Here is a 24,304-nt window from a genome sequence, read left to right as displayed (position 1 = left end):
CTCGATAAGTCGATATAAAAGTTCATAAACGCAATGGTAATAATCAACGGAATTGATTGTTCGGTGGAAAGGCTCTAGAACGGGCGTTTCCGGGGGGCGGTTTTGCACCATGGTGGGTATTTCGTACCCACTTTCGCCGCGCGAATGTGCGCTGGCGGTAACAGACGGCTGGCGGATCGGTCAGGTTTTTCATCCCGGGTGGTAAACCTGTTGGGCGTTCCGCCAGTCTTACTCATATAACGAGCCGACTACAGGTTCGGTTTTTCAGGTGTTGCGGTACGGACGCCGATTTGTCATCAGGAGCCTTGTGCATGACACGCACTTCAAAAATCCTTACCTGGAGCTTGGCCAGCCTTGTTGTCTTGCTGGCCGTGTTGGTGCTGGTCATCGTGTTCTTCGATTGGAACCGGATCAAGCCGACGCTTAACGCCAAGGTGTCCGAGGAACTGCATCGCCCGTTCGCCATCAACGGCAACCTGGCCGTGGTCTGGCAACGTGAGCCCGAAGAGGGTGGCTGGCGGGCCTGGTTGCCGTGGCCCCATGTGGTGGCCGAGGACTTGAGCCTGGGGAACCCCGAGTGGTCGAAAAAACCGCAGATGGCCACCCTCAAGCGTGTCGAATTGCGCATTTCCCCGCTGGCCTTGCTGGCCCGGCGAGTGACGATTCCCCGCATCGACCTGACCGAACCCGACGCCAACCTGCAACGCCTGGCTGATGGACGCGCCAACTGGACCTTCAAGTTCGACCCGAAGGACCCGGACGCCGAGCCATCGAGCTGGGTAGTGGATATCGGGGCCATCGGCTTCGACAAGGGCCACGTCACACTTGACGACCAGACCTTGAGAACCCGACTCGACCTGCTGATCGACCCACTGGGCAAGTCCATTCCGTTCAAGGACATCGTCGGCGAAAAGGCCGCGAAAAAGGTCCAGGACCAGGGGGCCACGCCTCAGGACTATGGGTTTGCCTTCAAGGTCGACGGGCAGTATCACGGCCAGAACCTCAGCGGTTCCGGCAAGGTCGGCGGCCTGCTGGCCTTGCAGAATGCATCGCAACCCTTTCCCTTGCAGGCTCAGGTAAAAACCGCCGATACCCGTGTCGAACTGGCCGGTACCCTCACCGACCCGATGAATCTCGGCGCCCTGGACCTGCGGTTGAAACTGGCCGGCACCAGCCTCGCACATCTGTACCCACTGACCGGCGTGACCTTGCCGGACTCACCGCCCTATGAAACCGACGGTCATCTGATCGCCAAGCTCCATGAGCCGGGTGGCGCGCTGTTTCGCTATGAGGCATTCAATGGACGGATCGGCGACAGCGACATCCACGGCGACCTGGCCTACGCCGCCAGCCAGCCACGGCCAAAACTCAGTGGCACACTGGTGTCCGATCAACTGTTGTTCAGCGACCTGGCGCCGCTGATCGGTGCCGATTCCAACACCGAGCAGAAGGCCCGTGGCAGTGCCAGCAAGCAGCCGGCGGACAAGGTGCTGCCCGTGGAGGAGTTCCGCACCGAGCGTTGGAACGCGATGGACGCCGACGTGGAATTCACCGGCAAACGCATCGTCCACAGTGCGCAGTTGCCGTTCACCGATCTGTACACGCACCTGGTGCTCAACGACGGCCAGTTGAGCCTCGAACCCCTGCGTTTCGGCGTTGCCGGTGGGCGGCTCGATGCGCAGATCCGCCTCAACGGTCAAGCCCATCCCCTGGAGGGCCAGGCGAAGCTGACGGCGCGGGGATTCAAGCTCAAACAGCTGTTCCCCGGTTTCGAACCGATGAAAACCAGTTTCGGCGAGCTCAACGGTGACGCCGACGTCAGCGGTCGCGGCAACTCGGTCGCGGCGTTGCTCGGTACGTCCAACGGCACGCTGAAAATGCTTATCAACGACGGTGCCATCAGTCGCGAGCTGATGGAGCTGGCGGGGTTGAACGTGGGCAACTACGTGATGGGGAAAATCTTTGGCGACAAGGAAGTGAAGATCAACTGTGCCGCGGCGGATTTCGACATCAAGACCGGCCTGGCAACCACTCGCTTGTTCGTATTCGATACTGAAAACGCGATCATCTACATCGACGGCACGGCGAACATGGCCACGGAGCAACTGGACCTGACCATTTCGCCGGAATCCAAGGGCTGGCGGCTGATTTCCCTGCGCTCGCCCTTGTATGTACGGGGCAAGTTCGCCAAGCCTTCGGCCGGGGTCAAGGCCGTGCCGCTGATGCTGCGCGGCGCCGGCATGGTGGCGCTGGGTGTGATCGCTGCGCCGGCGGCAGGCCTGCTGGCCCTGGTGGCGCCCAGCGGTGGCGAGCCGAACCAGTGTGCGCCGTTGCTGGAGCAGATGAAGGCGGGCAAGGCGCCGGTGACGGTCAAGCCGACGCGCTGATTCGGGGATTTGCGCTGAGGCGGCTGGCCTCATCGCGAGCAGGCTCGCTCCCACATTGACGGTGTACACCTATCGAGTGTGGGAGCGAGCCTGCTCGCGATGGCGTCTTACAAATCGGCCAGGATATCGGCCATGTCATCGGCGTGTTCTTCTTCCTGGGCAAGAATGTCTTCGAAGATGCGCCGGGTGGTCGGGTCTTTATCGCCCATGTACTGGATGATTTCCCGGTAGCTGTCGATGGCGATCCGCTCGGCCACCAGGTCTTCGTAGACCATTTCCTTGAGGGTATTGCCTGCCACGTACTGGGCATGGGAGTTACGGCTCAACAGGTCGGGGTTGAACTCCGGCTCGCCGCCCAGTTGCACGATGCGCTCGGCCAGCTTGTCGGCATGTTCCGCTTCCTGGTTGGCATGTTCGAGGAATTCGCTGGCCGCCACGCTGGCCTTGAGGCCGGTGGCCATGAAGTAGTGGCGCTTGTAGCGCAGTACGCACACCAGCTCCGTGGCCAGTGCTTCGTTGAGCAGGCGCACGACTTCCTGTCGGTCGGCGTTGTAGCCTTCGGTCACCGCGCCGTTCTGTACGTTTTGCCGCGCCCGTTCGCGCAGGGTCGTCACGTCGGATAAGTGCATGTCGCTCATCTCGTTCTCCTGGAGGCTGATCCGGTTGGGGGCGTCGCGCTCTCGAGGCGCGATCGCTTACAAGGTTGGGAGTGATGAGCGAGGCAAAAGTTTTATGAGATGTGCCAGCTCCTACACTGGATCAGGCGTCATGAAGGACGCCTAGACTGGTGCTCAACCCCATCATCGATCACAAGGACGTCCGTATGTCGCAGCGCTGCGCCACTCGTTACCCGCTGGTGCTGGTCCCGGGCATGCTCGGGTTCATCCGCCTGGTGCTGTATCCATACTGGTATGGGATCGTTTCGGCGCTGCGCCGGGGTGGCGCGGTGGTGGTGGCGGTGAAGGTTTCGCCGCTGCATTCTTCCGAGGTGCGCGGCGAGCAACTGCTGGCGCGGATCGAGGAGGTGCTGCGGCAGACCGGCGCGCCCAAGGTCAACCTGATCGGCCACAGCCAGGGTGCCCTCAGCGCCCGCTACGCGGCAGCCATGCGTCCGGACCTGGTGGCTTCCGTCACCTCGGTGGCCGGTCCCAACCATGGCTCCGAGCTGGCCGACTACCTGCTGGCCCACTACCCGCCGGATACTGCCAAGGGACGCCTGCTCAGCGCTGCGCTGCGGCTGGTCAACGCACTGATGAGCCTGCTCGAAACCGGCTATCGCGGGCCGAAGCTGCCGGTGGACCTTCATGCCTCTCATGAATCCCTCACCACTGCCGGGGTGGCGCGCTTCAATGAGCGTTATCCACAGGGACTGCCTGAGACCTGGGGTGGCCAGGGGGCCGAAGAGGTCGGTGGCGTGCGTTATTACTCCTGGTCCGGGATCCTCCAGCCCGGCAAGACCGACAAGGGGCGTAACCTCTTCGACGGCACGAATCGCAGCTGCCGCCTGTTCGCCCGGACATTCGTGCGCGAGGCGGGACAGTGCGATGGCATGGTCGGACGCTTCAGTTCCCACTTGGGTACGGTCATCGGCGATGACTATCCACTCGATCACTTCGACATCGTCAATCAGTCCCTGGGGCTGGTGGGCAAGGGAGCCGAGCCGATCCGGTTGTTTGTCGAGCATGCGGAGCGCTTGAAAGCGGCCGGTATATAGAGCTGCGTTGTCTACACTGGATTCATCGCCGTCACGCTCGTGCGGCATACAGGAGAAAACGTCATGAAGATGCTGCGTGTCCCTTTGTTGATGATCGGTTTGCTGCTGTGTTCCCAGGGCTTCGCCGCGACGGCGCAGCAGGCCAAGATGACCACCTGCAACGCCGACGCCACCGCCAGGGCGCTCAAGGGCGATGAGCGCAAGGCCTTCATGAGCACGTGCCTGAAGACCAAGCCGCCGGAAGTCCGGGGCGGAACGCCGCAAGAACGCATGAAGACTTGCAATGCCGACGCGACCACCAAGGCGCTCAAGGGCGATGAGCGTAAAGCGTTCATGAGTGATTGCCTGAAGAACAAATAAGGGAGGTGCCTGTCGCGAGCTTCTGTGGGAGCATGGCTTGCCCGCGATAGCGTCGCCTCGGTATCAAACATGAACCGAGACGTCTGCATCGCAGGCAAGCCATGCTCCCACAGGGCCCTCACGGGCACTGCAAAATCCCCTGAACCCCGACCAAAGTCGGCCGATACAATCCCTAGTGCTGTCAGCGGAAGGCTGGCAGACTGCCGATCCTTTCACGCCGTTTATGCTCTGAGGCTGTATGCCAACGTTTTCTCAGCGTCATGTGTTGTTGGTGATCAGTTGGGTGATCATTTTTGGTGGGTTGTTGCTGGTGTTGCCGCTGCGCCTGTTGCCAAGCCTGCTGGCCGGGCTGCTGGTGTTCGAGCTGGTCAACATGCTCACTCCGCAGTTGCAGCGATTGATCGAAGGCCGACGTGCCCGCTGGCTCGCGGTGGCGTTGCTCGGCACCCTGGTGGTGAGTGTCCTGTCGTTGATCTTCGCCGGAGCCATCAGTTTCCTGCTGCATGAGGCAGAGAACCCCGGTGCATCCCTGGACAAGTTCATGGCCGTGGTCGACCGCGCCCGTGGGCAGTTGCCCCCTTTCATCGACGCCTACCTGCCGGCCAGCGCCGCCGAGTTCCGGGTGGCGATCGGCGACTGGATGAGCAAGCACCTGAGCGACCTGCAACTGGTGGGCAAGGACGCGGCCCATATGTTCGTAACGCTGCTGATCGGCATGGTGCTGGGGGCGATCATTGCCTTGCAGCGCGTCCCCGACCTGACCAAGCGCAAGCCCCTGGCCGCCGCACTGTTCGATCGCCTGAACCTGTTGGTCAAGGCGTTTCGCAACATCGTCTTCGCGCAGATCAAGATTTCCCTGCTCAACACCTTCTTCACCGGGATTTTCCTGGCGGTGGTGCTGCCGCTGTTCGGCATCAAGCTGCCGCTGACCAAGACCCTGATCGTGATGACCTTCCTGCTGGGGTTGTTGCCGGTCATCGGCAACCTGATGTCCAACACCCTGATCACCATCGTCGGCCTGTCGCTGTCGATCTGGGTCGCCGTGGCGGCGCTGGGTTACCTGATCGTGATCCACAAGCTCGAATACTTCCTCAACGCCCGCATCGTCGGTGGACAGATCAGCGCCAAGTCCTGGGAACTGCTCATGGCGATGCTGGTGTTCGAAGCGGCGTTCGGCCTGCCGGGGGTGGTGGCGGGGCCGATTTATTATGCGTACCTCAAGAGCGAGTTGAAGCAGCTGGGGATGGTCTAGGGAAGCAGCTGCGAGCTGCAAGCTTCAAGTAAGAACGGTCGGGTTCCGCCGATAGCTTTTACTTGAAGCTTGCAGCTCGAAGCTTGCAGCTGCTTTTTATCCGTAGCGCTTCATCGCCTCGATTGCCAACCCGCTGCCGATGCTCCCGAAGATGTTCCCTTCCACATGCCGCGCCTGGGGCAGCATCGCCGAGACGCTGTTGCGCAGGGCCGGGATGCCGCTGGAGCCGCCGGTGAAGAACACCGTGTCGACCTGATCGACGCCAATGTTGGCGTCACCGAGCAGTTGCGTGACGCTGGCGCGGACCCGCTCCAGCAGGCCATCGATAGCCGATTCGAACAGTGCCCGGCTCAGGTCCACGCTCAAGCCCGGCTCTATCCGGTCCAGGGCCACATGGCGCTGGTCGGCGTGGGTCAGTTGGATCTTGGTTTCTTCCACTTCCATCGCCAGCCAATGGCCGGCGCGTTGCTCGATCAACTTGAACAGCCGGTCGATGCCGCCGGTGTCTTCGATGTCGTAGCGCATGCTGTTCAGCGCCAGGGTGGATTTCTGCGCGTACACCGCGTTGATGGTGTGCCAGGTCGCCAGGTTCATGTGGTGGCTGGTGGGCATGTAGGCGCCGCTTTTCATCCGGCTGCCATAGCCGAACAGCGGCATCAGGCCCTGCAAGCTCAGTTGCTTGTCGAAGTCGGTGCCGCCGATGTGCACGCCGCCGGTGGCGAGGATGTCGGCGTGGCGGTTGTCCTGGGTGCGACGCTCGGGGGACAGGCGCACCAGGGAGAAGTCCGAAGTACCGCCGCCGATGTCGACGATCAGCACCAGCTCTTCCTTTTCGATGGTCGATTCATAATCGAATGCCGCCGCGATGGGTTCGTACTGGAACGAGACTTCCTTGAAACCAATGGCGCGGGCCACTTCCACCAAGGTGTTTTCGGCCTCCTGGTCCGCCAGCTCATCGTCATCGACGAAAAACACCGGGCGGCCCAGTACCACTTCTTCGAATTCCCGACCGGCGGTGGCCTCGGCACGCTTCTTCAATTGGCCGATGAACAGGCCGAGCAAGTCCTTGAACGGCATCGCCGTACCCAGCACGCTGGTATCGTGCGTGATCAGCTTGGAGCCCAGCAGGCTCTTGAGCGAGCGCATCAGCCGGCCTTCGTAGCCTTCCAGGTACTCGTGCAGGGCCAGTCGGCCGTAGACCGGGCGGCGTTCCTCCAGATTGAAAAACACCACCGAGGGCAGGGTGATCTTGTCGTCCTCCAGCGCGATCAGCGTTTCCATGCCGGGGCGCAGCCAGCCGACGGTGGAGTTGGACGTGCCGAAGTCGATGCCGCAGGCACGGGCCGGGGATGCGTTTTTCATGTCGTTCAGGTTCCGGTCGAAAAAACGGCCGCGCAGTGTATGCCAGTGCGGCGCGGATTCGAAGGCCGGTTATCCGCTAATTCGCATCCGGCGGCCTTGAAAGACACCGTTGGACCCCCAAACTTGTCGGCATGAGACTGGCAGCCACAGGGCGGACACAAGAACCGCCGCCGGTTGCCGATAAACTTCTGAAGCGCCGCCCGGTCCCAATCATGAGATGGATCAACCCGGTGTCCGATCATCCGGGCATGCTGTGGACGGCGGTGCGACATCGATAACGGATGGTGATGCTTAGATGGACTTCAAAGACTACTACAAGATCCTGGGTGTGGAGCCGACGGCTGACGACAGCACGATCAAGGCCGCCTATCGCAAACTGGCGCGCAAATACCACCCGGATGTCAGCAAGGAAAAGGACGCCGAGACCAAGTTCAAGGATGTCTCCGAGGCCTATGAGGCGCTGAAAAGCGCCGACAAGCGCGCCGAGTACGACGATCTGCGTCGATATGGCCAGCACGGCCAGCCGTTCCAGGGGCCGCCGGGCTGGCAGAGCCGTGGCGGTTTCGGCGGCCAGGACACCGGGGATTTTTCAGACTTTTTCAGTTCGATCTTTGGCAATCGCGGGCCAGGATTCGGGGGCGGACAGTCAGGTCGCAGCGCTGGCCGTCGAGGGCAGGACGTGGAAATGGAATTACCGATCTTCCTGGAAGAGACCCTGTCGAATGAATCGAAAAAGGTTAGCTTCCAGGTGCCGCAGTACAATTCGGCGGGCCAGCATGTCAGCAACACCAGCAAAAGCCTGAACGTGAAAATCCCGCTGGGCGTGACCGACGGCGAACGGATCCGCCTCAAGGGTCAGGGCGCGCCGGGTATCGGCGGCGGGGCCAATGGCGATTTGTACCTGACCATTCGTTTCGCCCCGCACCCCAAGTTCGATGTCGAAGGCCAGGACCTGATCATCACCCTGCCGCTGGCGCCCTGGGAGTTGGCGCTGGGCACTGAGGTGGCCGTCCCGACCCTCACCGGCAAGATCAACCTCAAGGTCCCGGCCGGCAGCCAGAACGGCCAGCGCATGCGCGCCAAGGGCCATGGCCTGCGCAACAAGGCCGGTGAGCGCGGCTACCTGTTCGTCCAGCTCAAGGCCGTGATGCCCAAGTCCAGCGACGAGGCGGTCAAGGCGTTGTGGGCGGAGCTGGCGAAGAAAGCCGCGTTCGATCCACGGGAGAATTTCTGACGGCAGGGCCTTTGCCAGCCCTGCACTGTCAAGGCATTGGGAGAAGCAGAGCATGAACAACCCGATCATTGAACTGAACCTGACGGAGTTCTGCGAGGCCGCCGCGTTGCAGGATGTCCATGTGATCGAAATCGTCGCCCATGGCATCCTCGAACCCCACGGCGCGGCCCCGACGGACTGGCGTTTCACCGACTACGAACTGGTCCTGGCCCGGCGTGCCGCCAAGCTGCGCCGCGAGCTGGAGCTGGAATGGGAAGGCGTCGCCCTGGCGCTGGACCTGTTGGAGGAAGTGCAGCAACTGCGCACCGAGAACCGCATGCTCAAGCAGCGGTTGGGGCGGTTGGTGGAGTGATGCAATTCATTGGGCGAAGGGAGCAGGCTTTCTGTGGGAGCAAGGCTTGCCCGCGATGAATGCAACTCGGTTTCCCTGGTGTCGAGGTGCTTGTATCGCGAGCAAGCTATGCTCCCACGGAGTCTCTTTGCCACCCAGTCAAAACAGAAAATACCGCTGCGCCATCGGCAGCGACTCGGCCGGTTCGCACCACAGCAACACACCGTCGGCCTTGACCTGATAGGTCTGCGGGTCGACGTCGATGGCCGGCAGGTAATCGTTGTGGATCAGGTCGGTTTTCTGCACATCCCGGCAACCCTTGACCACCGCGATTCTTTTCTTCAGGCCCAACTGTTCTGGCAGGCCCCCATCGGCGGCCGCCTGGCTGATGAAGGTCAGGCTGGTGGCATGCCGCGAGCCGCCGAAGCTGGCGAACATCGGCCGGTAGTGCACCGGTTGCGGTGTCGGGATCGAGGCGTTGGCGTCGCCCATCAGGCTCGCGGCAATCGCGCCGCCCTTGAGGATCAGTGTCGGCTTGACGCCGAAGAACGCCGGGCGCCATAGCACCAGGTCGGCCCACTTGCCGACTTCGATGGAGCCTACTTCATGGCTGATGCCGTGGGTGATCGCCGGGTTGATGGTGTATTTGGCGATGTAGCGCTTGATGCGGAAGTTGTCGTTGCCTTCGCCGTCGCCGGGCAGGGCGCCGCGTTGTTTCTTCATCTTGTCCGCAGTCTGCCAGGTGCGCAGGATGACTTCGCCGACGCGGCCCATGGCCTGGCTGTCGGAGCTGATCATCGAGAACGCGCCGAGGTCATGGAGTATGTCTTCGGCGGCGATGGTCTCGCGGCGGATACGGCTTTCGGCGAACGCCACGTCCTCGGCAATGCTCGGGTCCAGGTGGTGACAGACCATCAGCATGTCCAGGTGTTCGTCGATGGTGTTGCGGGTGAACGGCCGGGTCGGATTGGTGGAGCTGGGCAACACGTTGGGGAAACCACAGGCCTTGATGATGTCCGGCGCATGACCGCCGCCGGCGCCCTCGGTGTGGTAGGTGTGGATGGTGCGCCCCTTGAAGGCGCCCAAGGTGGTTTCCACGAAGCCGGACTCGTTGAGGGTGTCTGTGTGGATCGCCACCTGCACGTCGTACTGGTCGGCCACGTTCAGGCAGTTGTCGATGGCTGCCGGGGTGGTGCCCCAGTCTTCGTGCAGCTTCAGGCCGATGGCGCCGGCCTTGACCTGTTCGATCAAGGGCTCCGGCAGGCTGGCGTTACCCTTGCCGGTGAGGCCGATGTTCATCGGGAAGGCATCGGCAGCCTGGAGCATGCGCGCCAGGTGCCACGGGCCGGAGGTGCACGTGGTGGCGTTGGTCCCGGTGGCCGGGCCTGTACCGCCGCCGATCATGGTGGTGACGCCGCTCATCAAAGCCTCTTCGATCTGCTGTGGGCAGATGAAGTGGATGTGGGTGTCGACGCCGCCAGCCGTGAGGATCATGCCTTCGCCGGCAATCACTTCTGTGCTGGCGCCGATGGCGATGGTCACATCGGGTTGGATGTCCGGGTTGCCGGCCTTGCCGATCGCCGCGATGCGCCCGTCCTTGAGACCGACGTCGGCCTTGACGATGCCCCAGTGGTCGATGATCAGTGCGTTGGTGATCAGCGTGTCCACCACCTCCGCAGCCAGCAACTGGCCCTGGCCCATGCCGTCGCGAATCACCTTGCCGCCGCCGAATTTCACTTCTTCACCGTAGGCGGTGAAGTCCTTTTCCACTTCGATCCACAGCTCGGTATCGGCCAGGCGGACCTTGTCACCGACGGTGGGGCCGAACATGTCGGCGTAGGCTTGTCTCGAGATCTTCATGTGCTTTCCTGATCGTTCCCATGCTCTGCGTGGGAATGCCGCCATGGACGCTCTGCGTCCGCTTGTGGGACGCGGAGCGTCCCGAGATGCATTCCCACGCGGAGCGTGGGAACGAACTGCGACCTAGAGGTCGCCCATCACCCGCCCGGCAAACCCGAACACCCGACGATGCCCGGCCAGGTCCACCAGTTCCACCTCGCGGCTCTGCCCCGGCTCGAAGCGCACGGCGGTGCCGGCCGGGATGTTCAAGCGCATGCCGCGGCTGGCGGCGCGGTCGAAGGTCAGGGCGTCGTTGGTTTCGAAGAAGTGATAGTGCGAGCCGACCTGGATCGGCCGGTCGCCGCTGTTGGCGACGGTCAGCGTCAGGGTGCGGCGGCCGACGTTGAGTTCGATGTCGCCGGGCTGGACCTGGTATTGGCCTGGAATCATTGCGGTTGTCCCAAAAGCTTGTAGTAGATGGCGGTCGGGGTGTAGGTCCCATCCGGGCTCTGGCAGTAGTCGGGCAGTTCGCCGACACGGGTGTAGCCCATGGCGCGGTAGAACGCTTCGGCCTCGGAGCCGGCCTGGGTGTCGAGGTATAACAGGCCCCGCTTGTGCTGGCGGGCGCCGAGTTCCAGGGCACTCATCAATTGCTGGCCCAGGCCTCGCCGGCGGGCATCGCCGCGGACCAGCAGCTTTTGCACTTCGGCGCGGTTCAGGCCGTTGGGTTTCTGGCACAGGGCAAGCTGGACGCTGGCCTGCACCTGTTCGTCCTTGACCACGACCCACAACAACAGGCTGCCCTGGTTGAGGCTGGCCTGGACTTCGTCGAAATAGGCGCGGGCCTGGACCGCATCGAGATCGGCCATGAAGCCGACACTGGCGCCGTACCCCACGGCGTCGAGCAACAGATCGATCAGGCCTTGGCGGTAATGCGCAAAGCTTTCGGCGTGGACTCGACGCAACTGGGCGGCGTTCATCTGATATCACTCTTTGTCGGAAACAGGCGCAGGCGCCCCGGGATTGAGGATCAACTGCATGAAAGTCAGGTCCAGCCAGCGACCGAACTTGGCCCCCACCTGGGGCATCTGCCCGGCGATGACGAAACCGGCCCGCTCGTGCAAACGGATCGACGCCGCGTTGCCGCTTTCGATGGCGGCGACCATGACGTGTTTGCCGCACGCCTTTGCGCGCTCGATCAAGGCCGTCATCAACCGTGGACCGAGGCCATTGCCGCGCTGGTCGCTGCGCACGTACACCGAATGCTCCACGGTGTGCCGGAAGCCGTCGAAGGGGCGCCAGTCGCCGAAGGCAGCATAGCCGAGTACCTGTTCTTCGCCGTCGACGATCACCAGCACCGGGTAGCCCTGGGCTTGCCGTGCATCGAACCACGCCTGGCGGTTGCCCAGGTCCACGGCCTGTTCGTTCCAGATCGCCGTGGTGTTCAGCACCGCGTCGTTGTAGATGTCGCGGATGGCGGGCAGGTCCGCCGGCTGCGCGTCACGAATCCGATGAGTCATGGCGCGGTCCTCAGGCAATGGGCTGGTGAACGGTGACCAGCTTGGTACCGTCGGGAAACGTCGCCTCGACCTGGATCTCCGGGATCATTTCCGGGATGCCCTCCATCACCTGTTCGCGACTTAATAAAGTGGTGCCGTAATGCATCAACTCGGCCACGGTCTGGCCGTCGCGGGCGCCTTCGAGCAGGGCTGCGGAAATGTAGGCCATGGCTTCCGGATAGTTGAGTTTCAAGCCACGGGCCAGCCGCCGCTCGGCGACGAGGCCGGCGGTGAAGATCAGCAGCTTGTCTTTTTCGCGTGGGGTCAGGTCCATGTGCAATCCATAAGAGGCAGATAAATAATTCGCGCTAAGCTCAACCCTTGGATGGGAACCCTGGGAGCAAAGCTTGCTCGCGATAAACGATAACGCGGTCTTCTTCTGTGTCGAGGCGCCTGCATCGCGAGCAAGCTTTGCTCCCACAGAGCTCAGTACTCCCACAGAAAAGCAATTCAGGTACTCCAGATTCTCGGTGGCACGGCTTCTCGCCCCAGCACCGCCGGGCGCAGCAGTCGCCACAACTCAACCAGCCAACCCCGCGCCAGCAACGCCTCGCTCGCCAGGCAACGCGCCACGACCAGCCCAGGCAACTGCGTCAGGTCGCCACGCACGGCGTGGCCCAGGGAGCGGCATTGCTCCAGCAGTTCGCCAGCGATCTCTCCGGTCACCAGCAGCGTCGCAAACACCGGGTCGCCGCCCAGCCCGATGGGTGAGTCCAGCAAACCGTCGCCACCGACGATGCGCTGGCGCTCATGCCACAGCAGCTGCCCGTCGCGGCGAATGTCCAGCCGCGATTGAAAGTGTCCCAGGTCGAAGCGCTCGCCGCTGGCGGGGCGGCCGAGGGCAACCATGTCCCAGTAGAACAGGCGCCCGTCGCCCTGCAAGTCGACTGACGTGCCGAGTTCGGCCTGGGCCGCGCTGAACACAATGGTCTCCTGGGGCAACCACTCCAGTGTCGCACCGGCTGCCACGCTAAGGTTCAGTTGCTGACAGGCAGGCGCCATGGCGCGGTACCACTTGGCCGCGCCGGGGCTGGTCAGCTGTGCCCAGGCACCGGGGCCGACGTGAGCCGAGATCGCCAATTGGTCCCCGCCGGCAATGCCCCCGGGCGGGTGGACGATGATGTGTTGGCACACCTCGGGCCCTTCGGCATACAAGTGTTTTTGCACCCGCAGCGGACCTTTATGGCGGCGCTGTACCGGGCGCGTAGTGTCGCCAAAGCGGGCATAGGCCAGTTCCAGCTCGGCGTGCCAGCAGGGCGTGAACAGGGCAGATGCGGATAAAGGTAGGTTCATGATTTCTGATGATTGTCCGGACGCTACAGACTAGATTGTAACCAGCCCGCGCACACCCTCGGCTTCCATGTTTTCTCCGCGCCCCTGCTGCACGATCTCACCCCGGGACATCACCAGGTATTGATCGGCCAGCTCGGCGGCGAAGTCGTAGAACTGCTCCACCAGCAAAATCGCCATGTCGCCCCGGGCCGCCAGTTGCTTGATGACTGCGCCGATCTCCTTGATCACCGATGGCTGGATGCCTTCGGTGGGCTCGTCGAGGATCAGCAGGCGTGGACGACTGGCCAACGCCCGGCCAATGGCGAGCTGCTGTTGCTGGCCGCCGGACAGGTCACCGCCACGGCGTTGTTTCATCTGTAGCAACACCGGGAACAATTCGTAGATGAATGCCGGCACCTCCCGCGCCTCGGACGCGGGAAAACGCGACAGGCCCATCAGCAGGTTTTCCTCCACGGTCAGCCGCCCGAAGATCTCCCTGCCCTGGGGCACATAGGCGATACCGGCGTGGACCCGCTGGTGCGGCTTGAACGCGGTGATGGTTTTGCCTTCCCAATTCACCGCGCCTTCCCTGGCCGGCAGCAGGCCCATCAGGCATTTGAGCAGGGTGGTCTTGCCCACGCCGTTGCGGCCCAGCAGGCACGTCACTTCGCCGACCTTCACGTCAAACGACAGGCCCCGCAGGATGTGGCTGCCGCCGTAGTATTGGTGGAGCTTGTCGACTTGCAGCATCTTCCAGATTCTCCTCAAACCCCTGTGGGAGCGAGCCTGCTCGCGATGGCGGCGGCACATTCAACACCTAAGCAAGCTGACCCTCCGCTATCGCGAGCAGGCTCGCTCCCACAGGGAACTGCATTTTCCGCTCTAGCGACCGAGGTACACCTCGATCACCCGCTCATTGTCCTGCACCTGTTCCAACGACCCTTCGGCCAGCACGCTGCCCTGGTGCAGGACGGTGACGTGGTCGGCGATGGTGCCGACGAAGCCCATGTCATGTTCCACCACCATCAGCGAATGCTTGCCCGCCAGGGATTTGAACAGCTCGGCGGTGAAGTCGGTTTCGGCGTCGGTCATACCCGCCACCGGCTCGTCGAGCAGCAGCAACTGCGGGTCCTGGACCAGCAGCATGCCGATCTCCAGGAACTGCTTTTGCCCATGGGACAGCAGCCCGGCCGCGCGATTGACCGACGACGTGAGGCGGATGGTCTCCAGCACTTCGCTTATGCGGTCGTGCTGCTCGCCGGTCAGTTTCGCCCGCAGGCTGGCCCATACCGACTTGTCGGTTTTCAGCGCCAGCTCCAGGTTCTCGAACACGCTCAGGGCTTCGAACACCGTGGGCTTCTGGAACTTGCGGCCGATACCGGCCTGGGCGATCTGCACCTCGCTCATGCCGGTCAGGTCGAGGGTTTCGCCGAACCAGGCGTTGCCGTGGCTGGGGCGGGTCTTGCCGGTGATGACGTCCATCAGCGTGGTCTTGCCCGCGCCATTGGGGCCGATGATGCAACGCAGTTCGCCCACGCCGATGTACAGGTTCAGATCGTTCAGGGCCTTGAAGCCGTCGAAGCTGACGCTGATGTCTTCCAGGGTCAGAATCGTGCCGTGACGGGTATTCAGGCCAACGCCGGCTGCCCGGCCAAGGCCGAGGGCGTCGCGGCTGCTGCCGGCGTCCTTGTTGGGTTCGATTGGAAAAAAGGCCGGCTCGAGCATGAATTCGGCACTCGCTGTGATTCTCATTGTTCACCCCGTTTCTTCAGCAGGCCCACCACACCCTTGGGCAGGTACAAGGTCACGATGATGAACAGCGCCCCCAGGAAAAACAGCCAGTACTCCGGGAAGGCCACGGTGAACCAGCTCTTCATGCCGTTGACCACGCCGGCGCCCAGCAGCGGTCCGATCAGCGTGCCGCGTCCGCCGAGCGCCACCCACACGGCAGCCTCGATGGAGTTGGTCGGCGACATTTCGCTGGGGTTGATGATGCCCACCTGAGGCACATACAACGCCCCGGCCAGACCACACAGGACCGCGCTCAAGACCCAGACGAACAGCTTGAAGCCCCGGGGATCGTAGCCGCAGAACATCAGCCGGTTCTCTGCGTCCCGCAGGGCGGTCAGCACCCGACCGAATTTGCTGCGGGCCAGTCGCCAGCCAATGAACAGGCTCGCCACCAGCAACAGCACGGTGAGCAGGAACAGCACGGCTCGGGTGCCGGGCTCGGTGATGCCGAAACCCAGGATCGAGCGGAAGTTGGTAAAGCCGTTGTTGCCGCCGAAGCCGGTTTCGTTGCGGAAGAACAGCAGCATGCCGGCGAAGGTCAGGGCCTGGGTCATGATCGAGAAATACACGCCCTTGATCCGCGAACGAAAGGCGAAGAAACCGAACAGCAACGCCAGCAGTCCCGGTGCCAGGACCACCAGGCACAGGGCCCAGAGGAAGTGGTCGGTGCCGCTCCAGTACCAGGGCAATTCGGTCCATGACAGGAACGTCATGAACGCCGGCAGACCCTCACCGGCCGCCTGGCGCATCAGGTACATGCCCATGGCGTAGCCGCCCAGGGCGAAGAACAGGCCGTGGCCCAGGGACAACATTCCGGCGTAGCCCCAGACCAGGTCCAGCGCCAGGGCGACGATGGCATAGCAGAGAATCTTGCCCACCAGCGTCAGGGTATAGGCCGAGACGTGCAGCGGATGGTCCGTCGCCAACAATGACAGCAGCGGCAGGCTCAACAGTACAGCCAGGATCAGTGCACCGACGGCGAGGGTGACTTTAGGCCCGGCCTTTTGCGTGGCCGTGAGCATCAGGGGCTGGTTCATCAGTCGATTACCCGTCCTTTGAGCGCGAAAAGGCCTTGCGGACGCTTCTGGATGAACAGAATGATCAGCGCGAGGATGAGGATCTTGCCGAGTACGGCGCCGATCTGCGGTTCGAGAATCTTGTTGGCGATGCCCAGGCCGAACGCGGCGGATACGCTACCGGCCAACTGGCCGACGCCGCCGAGCACCACCACCAGGAACGAATCGATGATGTAGCTCTGGCCCAGGTCCGGGCCGACGTTGCCGATCTGGCTCAGGGCCACGCCGCCCAGCCCGGCGATGCCCGAACCGAGGCCGAAGGCGAGCATGTCCACGCGCCCGGTGGGCACGCCGCAGCAGGCCGCCATGTTGCGGTTCTGGGTCACGGCCCGCACGTTCAGGCCCAGGCGGGTCTTGTTCAGCAACAACCAAGTCAGCAGTACCACGGACAATGCGAAGGCGATGATGACGATGCGGTTGTACGGCAGCACCAGGTTCGGCAATACCTGGATTCCTCCCGACAGCCAGGCCGGGTTGGCCACTTCGACGTTCTGCGCGCCGAACACCAGGCGCACCAGTTGGATCAACATCAGGCTGATGCCCCAGGTGGCAAGCAGGGTTTCCAGCGGCCGTCCGTAGAGATGGCGGATCACCGTGCGCTCCAGGACCATGCCGATGGCGGCGGTGATGAAAAATGCCACCGGCAGGGCGATCAGCGGGTAGAACTCGATGGCGTTCGGAGCGAAGCGCTGGAACAGCATCTGCACAACATAGGTGGAATAGGCGCCGAGCATCAGCATCTCGCCGTGGGCCATATTGATCACCCCCAGCAGGCCGAAGGTGATGGCCAGGCCGAGGGCCGCGAGCAACAGGATCGAGCCCAGGGACATACCGCTGAACGCCTGGCCCAGCAGCTCGCCCACCAGCAGTTTGCGCTTGACCTGGGCGAGACTGGTCTCGGCGGCGGTGCGTACGCCCACATCGGTTTCGGCGCCAGGTTCGAGCAGGCCTTCGAGACGGGTGCGGGCCAGCGGATCGCCGGTTTCCCCCAGCAGCCGGACGGCCGCCAGGCGCACGCTTGGGTTGGCATCCACCAACTGCAGGTTTGCCAGGGCCAGGCTCAGGGCCGCGTGGACTTCTTCGTCTTGCTCGCCTGCCAGCTGCCGGTCGAGAAAAGCCAGTTGCGCCGGGCGCGCACTTTTTTGCAGTTGCTGCGCTGCGCCCAGGCGTATGCCGGGATCACTGGCAAGCAGTTGATGACTGGCGAGGGCGGTTTCGATCAGCCCGCGCAAGCGGTTGTTCAGGCGCAGGGTCCTGGGCTGGCCGTCGACACTCAACTGGCCTTGTTGCAGGGCGTTGAGCAGTTCGACACGCCCAGGTTCAGGTTGCGCGGCCCAGTCTTCCAAGAGCCTGGCCTGCTGGGGCGGGTTGGCGGCGACGAAGTCTTCGGCGTCGCCGGCGTGGGCGCCCAGTGGCAGTAACAACACCAGGGCGAGAATCAGACGGTAGAGGGCAGTGGGCATATGCTCGGCCTTGCGCAGTGCTTTTTGTGGGAGCGAGCCTGCTCGCGATAGCGGTCTACCTGTCACGTTTGTGCTGACTGATCCAGCGCTATCGCGAGCAGGCTCGCTCCCACAGGAGTCGTGTGTCGGTCCCGGGATCCGGGGCCGACACCCATGGGCTCAGTTACCCTTCACCGCATAGTCGGGCTTCTTGTCGTTGCCGGCGATGAACGGGCTCCACGGTTGGGCGCGGATCGGGCCTTCGGTCTGCCAGACCACGTTGAACTGACCGTCGGCCTGGATCTCGCCGATCATCACCGGCTTGTGCAGGTGGTGGTTGGTCTTGTCCATGGTCAGGGTGTAGCCCGACGGCGCGGCGAAGGTCTGGCCGGCGAGGGCTTCGCGGACCTTGTCGACGTCGGTGGACTTGGCCTTTTCCGCCGCCTGGGCCCACATGTGGATACCGACGTAGGTGGCTTCCATCGGGTCGTTGGTCACGGCTTTGTCGGCGCCCGGCAGGTTCTTGGCCTTGGCATAGGCTTTCCAGGCATCGACGAATTGCTTGTTCGCCGGGTTATCCACCGATTCGAAGTAGTTCCAGGCCGCCAGGTTGCCCACCAGCGGTTTGGTGTCGATGCCGCGCAGTTCTTCTTCGCCTACCGAGAAAGCCACCACCGGTACGTCCGTGGCTTTCAGGCCCTGGTTGGCCAGTTCCTTGTAGAACGGCACGTTGGAGTCACCGTTGACCGTGGAGATGACCGCGGTCTTGCCGCCGGCCGAGAACTTCTTGATGCTCGCCACGATGGTCTGGTAATCGCTGTGGCCGAACGGGGTGTAGACCTCTTCGATGTCCTTGTCTGCCACGCCTTTGGAATGCAGGAACGCCCGCAGGATCTTGTTGGTGGTGCGCGGATAGACGTAGTCGGTGCCCAGCAGGAAGTAGCGCTTGGCGCTGCCGCCTTCTTCGCTCATCAGGTATTCCACCGCCGGAATCGCTTGCTGGTTCGGTGCTGCGCCGGTATAGAACACGTTCGGCGACATCTCTTCGCCTTCGTACTGCACCGGGTAGAACAGCAGGCCGTTGAGTTCTTCGAATACCGGCAACACCGATTTGCGCGACACCGACGTCCAGCAGCCGAACACCACGGCGACCTTGTCCTGGGTCAGCAGCTGCCGGCCTTTTTCCGCAAACAGCGGCCAGTTCGAAGCCGGGTCCACGACCACCGCTTCGAGCTGCTTGCCGTTCACACCGCCCTTGGCATTGATTTCGTCGATGGTCATCAGCGCCATGTCCTTGAGGGACGTCTCGGAAATCGCCATGGTCCCGGACAGCGAATGCAGGATGCCGACCTTGATGGTCTCGGCGGCCTGGACGGTCCAGGCCATGCCCATCGCGGCAATGCTGGCCGAGAGGGTAAAAGCCTTGATCAAGCTACGACGTTTCATGGTGCGATCTCCGTGAATGGGTGTTTTTATCGAGGGCAGATGCGGACGCTGGAACGGGCTTTTGCAAGGGGTGTGCCCGGTCCTGCTAAGGCCGGGAAATGCAGGGGGCGGTGCGGTGGGGAGAGCGGGGCGGCGCACCACGAGCGACCGTCGTTTGTGCGCTGGTGCGATCGGATGCGCCACATCGGTGCGCGGATATCGCAGCCACCGACTGCGCTAATGTGGGAGCGAGCCTGCTCGCGATAGCGCTGGGTCAGCCAGAGACGATGGGACTGATCCACCGCTATCGCGAGCAGGCTCGCTCCCACAGCGGAAGTGCTGTGGATAGAAGATTCGGAAGCTCAGCGCCGGCGCATCAGTCCGATGAAAAACAGCCCGCCAATGGCGGCGGTCGCCACACCGATCGGCAGGTCCTCCGGTGCGATCAGGGTCCGCGCGGCCACATCTACCCACACCAGGAACAGGCTGCCCAGCAGCACGCAGGCCGGCAGCAAGCGACGATGCTCGGCGCCCACCAGGCGCCGGGCGATGTGCGGCACCATCAGCCCGACGAATCCGATCGAGCCGCTGATGGACACCAGCACGCCGGTCATCAGCGACGCGATCAGGAAGATCCACAACCGCGCCTTCGCCGCGTTCAGGCCCAGGGTCACGGCGCTCTGTTCGCCCGCCATCAGGGCATTCAACGGCCGAGCCATTCCCAGCAGCAGGACCAGTCCCAACAGGACGCTGGCGGCGGGCACCGCCAGCAGTTCCCAGCGCGCCAGGCCCAGGCCGCCGAGCATCCAGAACATCACTGCGGAGCTGGCCCGATGGTCACCCAGGAACAGCAGCAGGTTGGCCGCCGCCATCATCACGAATGACACCGCCACGCCGCACAGCAACAGGCGATCGCTTTCCAGGCGACCCTGACGGCTGGCAATCGCCAGCACCAACAGCATGCTCAGCAACGCGCCGATGAACGCGGCGAGGGGCAGGGTCAGCAGGCCGACGATTTCCCCGACATGCAGCACCACGATGACCGCCCCGAAGGTCGCGCCGGAGGTGACCCCGAGCAGGTGCGGGTCGGCCAGCGGGTTGCGGGTCACCGCTTGCAGCACCGCGCCGATCAATGCCAGCCCGGCGCCCACCAGCGCACCGAGCAGCAGGCGCGGCACGCGGATCAGCCAGACGATGTGTTCCTGGCCGGCCGTCCAATAGACCTCCCCCATGCCGAAGGCCTTGTTCAGCAAAATGTCCCAGACCACGGCCACCGGCACCCGCGCCGGCCCGAAGCCCAGGGACACCACGCACGACAACAGCATCAGCGCGCCGAGGAAGATCAACAGTCCGGCATAGCGACGAGGGTTCATCGGTCGTGGAAACCCTTCGCCAGGGTCTGCACCGCCACCACGTTATCGATGCCTGGCGTGGCCTGGACGTAGGGAATCACGATGAAGCGCCGGTGCTTGATCGCATCCACCGACTGCAAGGCCGGGTTGTCCAGCAGGAATTGTTGTTTCTGTTCGGCACTGACTTCGCCGTAATCGACGATCACGATGACCTCGGGGTTATGCTCGACCACGTTTTCCCAGTTCACCCGGGTCCAGCTGGTTTCCAGGCCATCGAGGATATTGCGCCCGCCCGCCGCGTCGATCAGGGCCTGGGGCATGCCGAGTCGGCCGGAGGTCATGGCCCGGTCTTCACCGCTGTCGTAGAGGAACACCCGGGGCCGGTCGGGCGGCAGGTGTTTGCGGACCTCGGTCACCTGGGCCTGCATCGTGGCGATCAGCGCATCGGCGCGGTCCTGGACGTCGAAAATCTTCCCGAGATTGCGCAGGTCGTTATAGGTATCTTCCAGCGAAGCCGCCGGACGTTTCATCACGAACGCGCAGGACTCGGTCAATTCGTACACATTGATGCCCAACGGCTGCAGGGTCTGCGGCGTCAGGTCACCGCCGACCCGCATGCCATAGTCCCAACCGGCGAAGAAGAAATCCACGTTGGCGTTGAGCAGGGTTTCCACCGAAGGGTACTTGGCTGCCAGTTCCGGCAGGCCATCGAGGATCTTCGCCATCTCGGGCGTCACCGATTTCCAGCCGCTGATGCCGCTGTAGCCGACCATGTGCGATTTGAGCCCGAGGGCGAGCATCATCTGGGTCATGTTGATGTCGTGGCTGACGGCATGCCGGGGGGCTTGGTTGAACACCACCTGACGGTTGCAGCTCTGGATCGTCAACGGATAGCGGGTGGATTCGGCCAGGGTGTGGGCGCTGCACAGCAGCAGCGGCAGAAGCAACAGGGAACGCAGGGTCATGGTTGGGTTATCCAGGTGATTCGTGGGTAGCCGGCGAGGGGATGCTCATCCACCAGGGCTTCGACGCCGAAGACGTCATGCAGCAGCGCGGCGGTCAGCACATCCTTGGGAGTGCCGCTGGCGACGATACGGCCGTGTTCGATGACGTAGAGCCGGTCACAGAAGGCGGCGGCGAGGTTCAGGTCGTGAATGCTGGCGAGGGTGCCGACCCCCAGGCGCTTGATCAATTGCAGCAGTTCGAGTTGATAACGCGGGTCGAGATGATTGGTCGGCTCGTCGAGGATCAGCAATTGCGGTTGCTGGGCCAAGGCACGGGCCAGGATCACCCGCTGTTTTTCACCGCCCGAGAGGGTGGCGAAGGCATGTTCGCCGAAGCCTTGCAGCCCTACCGCTTCCAGGGCCTGGCTGATCAGGCGCCGGTCCTCGTGGTTGTCGCCATCGAACAGGCCCTTGTGGGGCGTGCGACCCATGGCGACCACCTCCTCGACCGTCAGGCCAAAGGCGTCGGGAAACTCCTGCAGTACCACGGCAATACGTTGCGCGCACCAGCGTGATGACTGGCGCCAGACGTTGTGGTGGTCGAGTTTCACCTCGCCGCTCTCCGGCGGGCTGAACCGATAGGCGCACCGCAACAGGCTGGTCTTGCCGCTGCCGTTGGGCCCGATCAACCCGACGAACTCCCCGGCCGCCACCTGCAACGTGGCGTCACGCAGTTGGAACTGGTGATGGCAGTGGCCATGGCCCAGGGGTGTCCAGGCAAGGTGAGAGAGGGTCAGCGAGGTCATGCGTGTACTCAAATGATCGGTTAAAACACATTCCCCTGTGGCTCGCTCGGACGAGCGCATAGCGGCGGATCAGTCGCCGCTTCTCTGGCTGACCCGGCGCTATCGCGAGCAGGCTCGCTCCCACATTCGCGGGCTGTGCTTACAGTTCGGCAGCGGGCGCGATTGTAGAGGTTTCGCGCCGCCTTCCGTTAACGCACTGTCTTCAGCATCAAGATGAAACCTTCTCAGACGGTGTATCCAGCCTCTCTCCTGGCGAGCCGGCACGGACCTGTCAGACCTGACAGTAGTCCCCGGGATCGAGGCAGGTTAGCCTGCTTATTCCCCAAAAAGGGAAGAAACGCCATGACCACGACCAGGCTTGTGACTTTCATTGGTGCACTGGTCTTCGGGTGTATCGCCATTCGCTTGGCCGTAGCCTCCGGGCATCCGTGCGAGCAGGCATGGAAGAGGAACCCGATCAGCTTCAGTTGCAAGGCAACGGTGAGTGCGATGGACACCGGCCGCCCGCCTCCCCCGATGATCGAGCCGCAGGGCAACGGGCGGTGCCGGATCGCTGTGACATGCAGGAATGACTACGGCGGCGGCACGCCAAACGAGATCGAAGACATCAAGGTTCTCGACGTGGAAAAACTCCACGTCTGCAATGGTGTCCTCCAGCCGGAATCCTGTGGCGACCTGTTCCGGCCTTGACCGTCGCTCAGGAGATTGCATCACTGCGGATGTCCTGGGCCCTGCGCGAAATCCACAGGCGGTCGATCATCCACACCACCACCAGCGACGCCCCCACCAACGGAAATACCACCGCCAGGACCAGCATGATGAACACCCCGGTTTTCCACGTCGGCAGGTCGTGACGCATGGGCGGTACGCCAAGCTTGCCCTGTGGCCGGCGCTTCCACCACATCACTATGCCGCTCACGGCGCTGAGCAGGATCATCAGGCAGATCAGCAGTACCACGATCTGGTTCGCCGGGCCGAACATCTTGCCTTCGTGCAACATGACGCCGGTTTCGGTGGCGCGGGCGACGACGCTGTAGTGAGCCCAGCGCACATCGGCCAGGACCTTGCCGGTGTACTGGTCCACATGGAGAGTCGCGTCGTTGCGCGGATCATCGGCGAACACGGCGATGGTGAAGACTCCCGTGGCCGTGGTCGGCAGGGTGATGCTGTAGCCAGGTGTGACCTTGTGCGCGGCGGCGATGTCCTGCACCGCTTGCAGGCTGATGGCCGGGGCGGCAGGACCCTCGTGCATGCCACCGTGGGCCATGTGCTCGGCATGATCGCCGGACATCGGCATCGGCGTGTTCTCCACGGCCCAGGGCACGGTCTGGCGATGGGCGCTGTTGAGGCTGCCGGCGTCGGCGTCGGACTTGGGCACGTCATTCCACATCGCGGCGGGGAAGCGATTCCAGAGATTGGCGTACTGTTTGCCCCAGAAGCCGGTCCAGGTCATGCCGCTGAGCAGCATCACCAGCAGCAACGCCGCGCCCCAGAAGCCGATGACAACGTGCAGGTCGCGCCAGAACAGCCGGCCACGAGCATTCCAGCGCGGCCACAGGACCCCGGCGGACGATTGCCCGCGCGGCCACCACAGGTACAGCCCCGACACCACCAGCACCACGCCCCAGCCGGCAGCCATTTCCACCAACCGATCACCGACGGTGCCGATCAACAGTTCACCGTGGATGGCCCTGGCCATGGCTTGCAGGTTGTTCTTGGCGTCCTGTTCGCCGAGGACGTCGCCGTGGTATGGGTCGATGAAGACGTTCAGCTCCCGGCCCTTGTCGATCACCACGAACTGCGCGCTGCGTTCGGCGTCGGCCGGTGGCAGGTACTGTTTTACCTGGGCTTCGGGGTAGGCCTGGCGGACCTGTTGGAGCAGGTCGTCCGCAGCCATCGTGTGATGGCCGGCCGGGACGTTCAGCAGGTTGCCGTACATCAGTGGATCGAGTTGCGGCTTGAACAGGTAGATGATGCCGGTCAGGGCCAGCATCACCATGAATGGTGCGACGAACAGCCCGGCATAGAAATGCCAGCGCCAGGCCAGGTTGTAGAAATTCGGTTTCGGTTGGCTCATCGAAAAGCGCTCCGCTTGGCAAATGTGGTTGTACGATCAGATCCCTGTGGGAGCGAGCCTGCTCGCGAAAGCGGCGGTACA

24 protein-coding genes are annotated in these 24,304 nt (G+C 63.1%); 7 read left to right on the top strand and 17 right to left on the bottom strand.

The window, feature by feature from the left end; all coding sequences use genetic code 11:
- Nucleotides 1-311: 311 nt before the first annotated feature.
- Nucleotides 312-2,387 (top strand): AsmA family protein, encoded by a 2,076-nt coding sequence (locus tag N005_RS05905; protein ID WP_047700288.1) that lies wholly within the window; start codon nt 312-314, stop codon nt 2,385-2,387.
- A gap of 107 nt (nt 2,388-2,494) precedes the next feature.
- Here N005_RS05905 and N005_RS05900 read toward each other — a convergent pair whose 3' ends face one another.
- The gene (locus N005_RS05900) at nt 2,495-3,025 is read right to left on the bottom strand and encodes a ferritin-like domain-containing protein (protein ID WP_047700287.1); all 531 of its coding nucleotides are present in this window, start codon (nt 3,023-3,025) and stop codon (nt 2,495-2,497) included.
- 185 nt (nt 3,026-3,210) lie between these two features.
- Here N005_RS05900 and N005_RS05895 point away from each other — a divergent pair, with 185 nt between their 5' ends.
- From N005_RS05895 to N005_RS05885, 3 genes are all read left to right on the top strand, one after another.
- The gene (locus N005_RS05895) at nt 3,211-4,101 is read left to right on the top strand and encodes an esterase/lipase family protein (protein ID WP_047701010.1); all 891 of its coding nucleotides are present in this window, start codon (nt 3,211-3,213) and stop codon (nt 4,099-4,101) included.
- Between the two features lie 63 nt (nt 4,102-4,164).
- Entirely contained in the window at nt 4,165-4,461 is a 297-nt protein-coding gene (locus N005_RS05890; RefSeq protein WP_047700286.1) for a PsiF family protein, read from the top strand.
- Nucleotides 4,462-4,699: 238 nt separating this feature from the next.
- Nucleotides 4,700-5,713, top strand: coding sequence for an AI-2E family transporter (locus N005_RS05885; protein ID WP_047700284.1), 1,014 nt, complete (start codon nt 4,700-4,702; stop codon nt 5,711-5,713).
- Between the two features lie 96 nt (nt 5,714-5,809).
- On the opposite strand, the gene N005_RS05880 is transcribed toward N005_RS05885, so the two are convergent.
- The gene (locus tag N005_RS05880) at nt 5,810-7,075 is read right to left on the bottom strand and encodes an Hsp70 family protein (protein WP_047700282.1); all 1,266 of its coding nucleotides are present in this window, start codon (nt 7,073-7,075) and stop codon (nt 5,810-5,812) included.
- Between the two features lie 295 nt (nt 7,076-7,370).
- Here N005_RS05880 and N005_RS05875 point away from each other — a divergent pair, with 295 nt between their 5' ends.
- Complete coding sequence (locus tag N005_RS05875) at nt 7,371-8,309, top strand: DnaJ C-terminal domain-containing protein (protein WP_047700280.1); 939 nt, start codon at nt 7,371-7,373, stop codon at nt 8,307-8,309.
- 52 nt (nt 8,310-8,361) lie between these two features.
- Nucleotides 8,362-8,661 (top strand): chaperone modulator CbpM, encoded by a 300-nt coding sequence (locus N005_RS05870; RefSeq protein WP_047700279.1) that lies wholly within the window; start codon nt 8,362-8,364, stop codon nt 8,659-8,661.
- A gap of 138 nt (nt 8,662-8,799) precedes the next feature.
- On the opposite strand, the gene ureC is transcribed toward N005_RS05870, so the two are convergent.
- The 14 genes from ureC to N005_RS05800 form a co-directional block, all read right to left on the bottom strand.
- Nucleotides 8,800-10,500 (bottom strand): urease subunit alpha, encoded by a 1,701-nt coding sequence (gene ureC / locus N005_RS05865; protein WP_047700278.1) that lies wholly within the window; start codon nt 10,498-10,500, stop codon nt 8,800-8,802.
- A gap of 123 nt (nt 10,501-10,623) precedes the next feature.
- Entirely contained in the window at nt 10,624-10,929 is a 306-nt protein-coding gene (locus N005_RS05860; protein WP_047700276.1) for an urease subunit beta, read from the bottom strand.
- The gene (locus tag N005_RS05855) at nt 10,926-11,459 is read right to left on the bottom strand and encodes a GNAT family N-acetyltransferase (RefSeq protein WP_047700275.1); all 534 of its coding nucleotides are present in this window, start codon (nt 11,457-11,459) and stop codon (nt 10,926-10,928) included. The genes N005_RS05860 and N005_RS05855 overlap by 4 nt, the downstream gene beginning before the upstream one ends.
- A 6-nt stretch (nt 11,460-11,465) precedes the next feature.
- Complete coding sequence (locus tag N005_RS05850) at nt 11,466-11,999, bottom strand: GNAT family N-acetyltransferase (protein ID WP_047700273.1); 534 nt, start codon at nt 11,997-11,999, stop codon at nt 11,466-11,468.
- 10 nt (nt 12,000-12,009) lie between these two features.
- Entirely contained in the window at nt 12,010-12,312 is a 303-nt protein-coding gene (gene ureA, locus N005_RS05845) for an urease subunit gamma (protein ID WP_003197350.1), read from the bottom strand.
- 176 nt (nt 12,313-12,488) lie between these two features.
- Nucleotides 12,489-13,331, bottom strand: a complete 843-nt coding sequence (locus tag N005_RS05840) for an urease accessory protein UreD (RefSeq protein ID WP_047700269.1) — start codon at nt 13,329-13,331, stop codon at nt 12,489-12,491.
- Nucleotides 13,332-13,361: 30 nt separating this feature from the next.
- Nucleotides 13,362-14,060: an urea ABC transporter ATP-binding subunit UrtE gene (gene urtE, locus N005_RS05835; protein ID WP_047700267.1), complete on the bottom strand. Its 699-nt coding sequence runs from the start codon at nt 14,058-14,060 to the stop codon at nt 13,362-13,364.
- Nucleotides 14,061-14,192: 132 nt separating this feature from the next.
- Nucleotides 14,193-15,062 (bottom strand): urea ABC transporter ATP-binding protein UrtD, encoded by an 870-nt coding sequence (urtD, locus tag N005_RS05830; RefSeq protein WP_047700265.1) that lies wholly within the window; start codon nt 15,060-15,062, stop codon nt 14,193-14,195.
- Entirely contained in the window at nt 15,059-16,138 is a 1,080-nt protein-coding gene (urtC, locus tag N005_RS05825) for an urea ABC transporter permease subunit UrtC (protein WP_047700263.1), read from the bottom strand. Before urtC ends, urtD begins: the two co-directional genes overlap by 4 nt.
- Nucleotides 16,138-17,640: an urea ABC transporter permease subunit UrtB gene (gene urtB, locus N005_RS05820; RefSeq protein ID WP_047700261.1), complete on the bottom strand. Its 1,503-nt coding sequence runs from the start codon at nt 17,638-17,640 to the stop codon at nt 16,138-16,140. The genes urtC and urtB overlap by 1 nt, the downstream gene beginning before the upstream one ends.
- 159 nt (nt 17,641-17,799) lie before the next feature.
- On the bottom strand, nt 17,800-19,065 hold the full coding sequence (urtA, locus tag N005_RS05815) for an urea ABC transporter substrate-binding protein (protein ID WP_047700259.1): 1,266 nt from the start codon (nt 19,063-19,065) through the stop codon (nt 17,800-17,802).
- A 341-nt stretch (nt 19,066-19,406) separates the two neighbouring features.
- On the bottom strand, nt 19,407-20,417 hold the full coding sequence (locus tag N005_RS05810; RefSeq protein ID WP_047700256.1) for a FecCD family ABC transporter permease: 1,011 nt from the start codon (nt 20,415-20,417) through the stop codon (nt 19,407-19,409).
- A complete protein-coding gene (locus tag N005_RS05805) occupies nt 20,414-21,361 on the bottom strand; it encodes an ABC transporter substrate-binding protein (protein ID WP_047700255.1) in 948 nt (315 codons plus the stop codon). The genes N005_RS05810 and N005_RS05805 overlap by 4 nt, the downstream gene beginning before the upstream one ends.
- The gene (locus N005_RS05800; protein ID WP_047700254.1) at nt 21,358-22,146 is read right to left on the bottom strand and encodes an ABC transporter ATP-binding protein; all 789 of its coding nucleotides are present in this window, start codon (nt 22,144-22,146) and stop codon (nt 21,358-21,360) included. Before N005_RS05800 ends, N005_RS05805 begins: the two co-directional genes overlap by 4 nt.
- A 342-nt stretch (nt 22,147-22,488) precedes the next feature.
- Here N005_RS05800 and N005_RS05795 point away from each other — a divergent pair, with 342 nt between their 5' ends.
- Nucleotides 22,489-22,836: an SRPBCC family protein gene (locus tag N005_RS05795; RefSeq protein WP_047700253.1), complete on the top strand. Its 348-nt coding sequence runs from the start codon at nt 22,489-22,491 to the stop codon at nt 22,834-22,836.
- A gap of 7 nt (nt 22,837-22,843) precedes the next feature.
- Here the strand turns inward: N005_RS05795 and N005_RS05790 are convergent, their stop codons facing one another.
- Entirely contained in the window at nt 22,844-24,223 is a 1,380-nt protein-coding gene (locus tag N005_RS05790; RefSeq protein ID WP_047700249.1) for a PepSY-associated TM helix domain-containing protein, read from the bottom strand.
- Nucleotides 24,224-24,304 lie beyond the last annotated feature (81 nt).

The organism is Pseudomonas mediterranea CFBP 5447, from assembly GCF_000774145.1.
GTDB lineage: Bacteria > Pseudomonadota > Gammaproteobacteria > Pseudomonadales > Pseudomonadaceae > Aquipseudomonas > Aquipseudomonas mediterranea.
The sequence above is the reverse complement of the archived record's forward strand: the minus strand, read 5'-3'. Positions and strand labels throughout refer to the sequence as shown.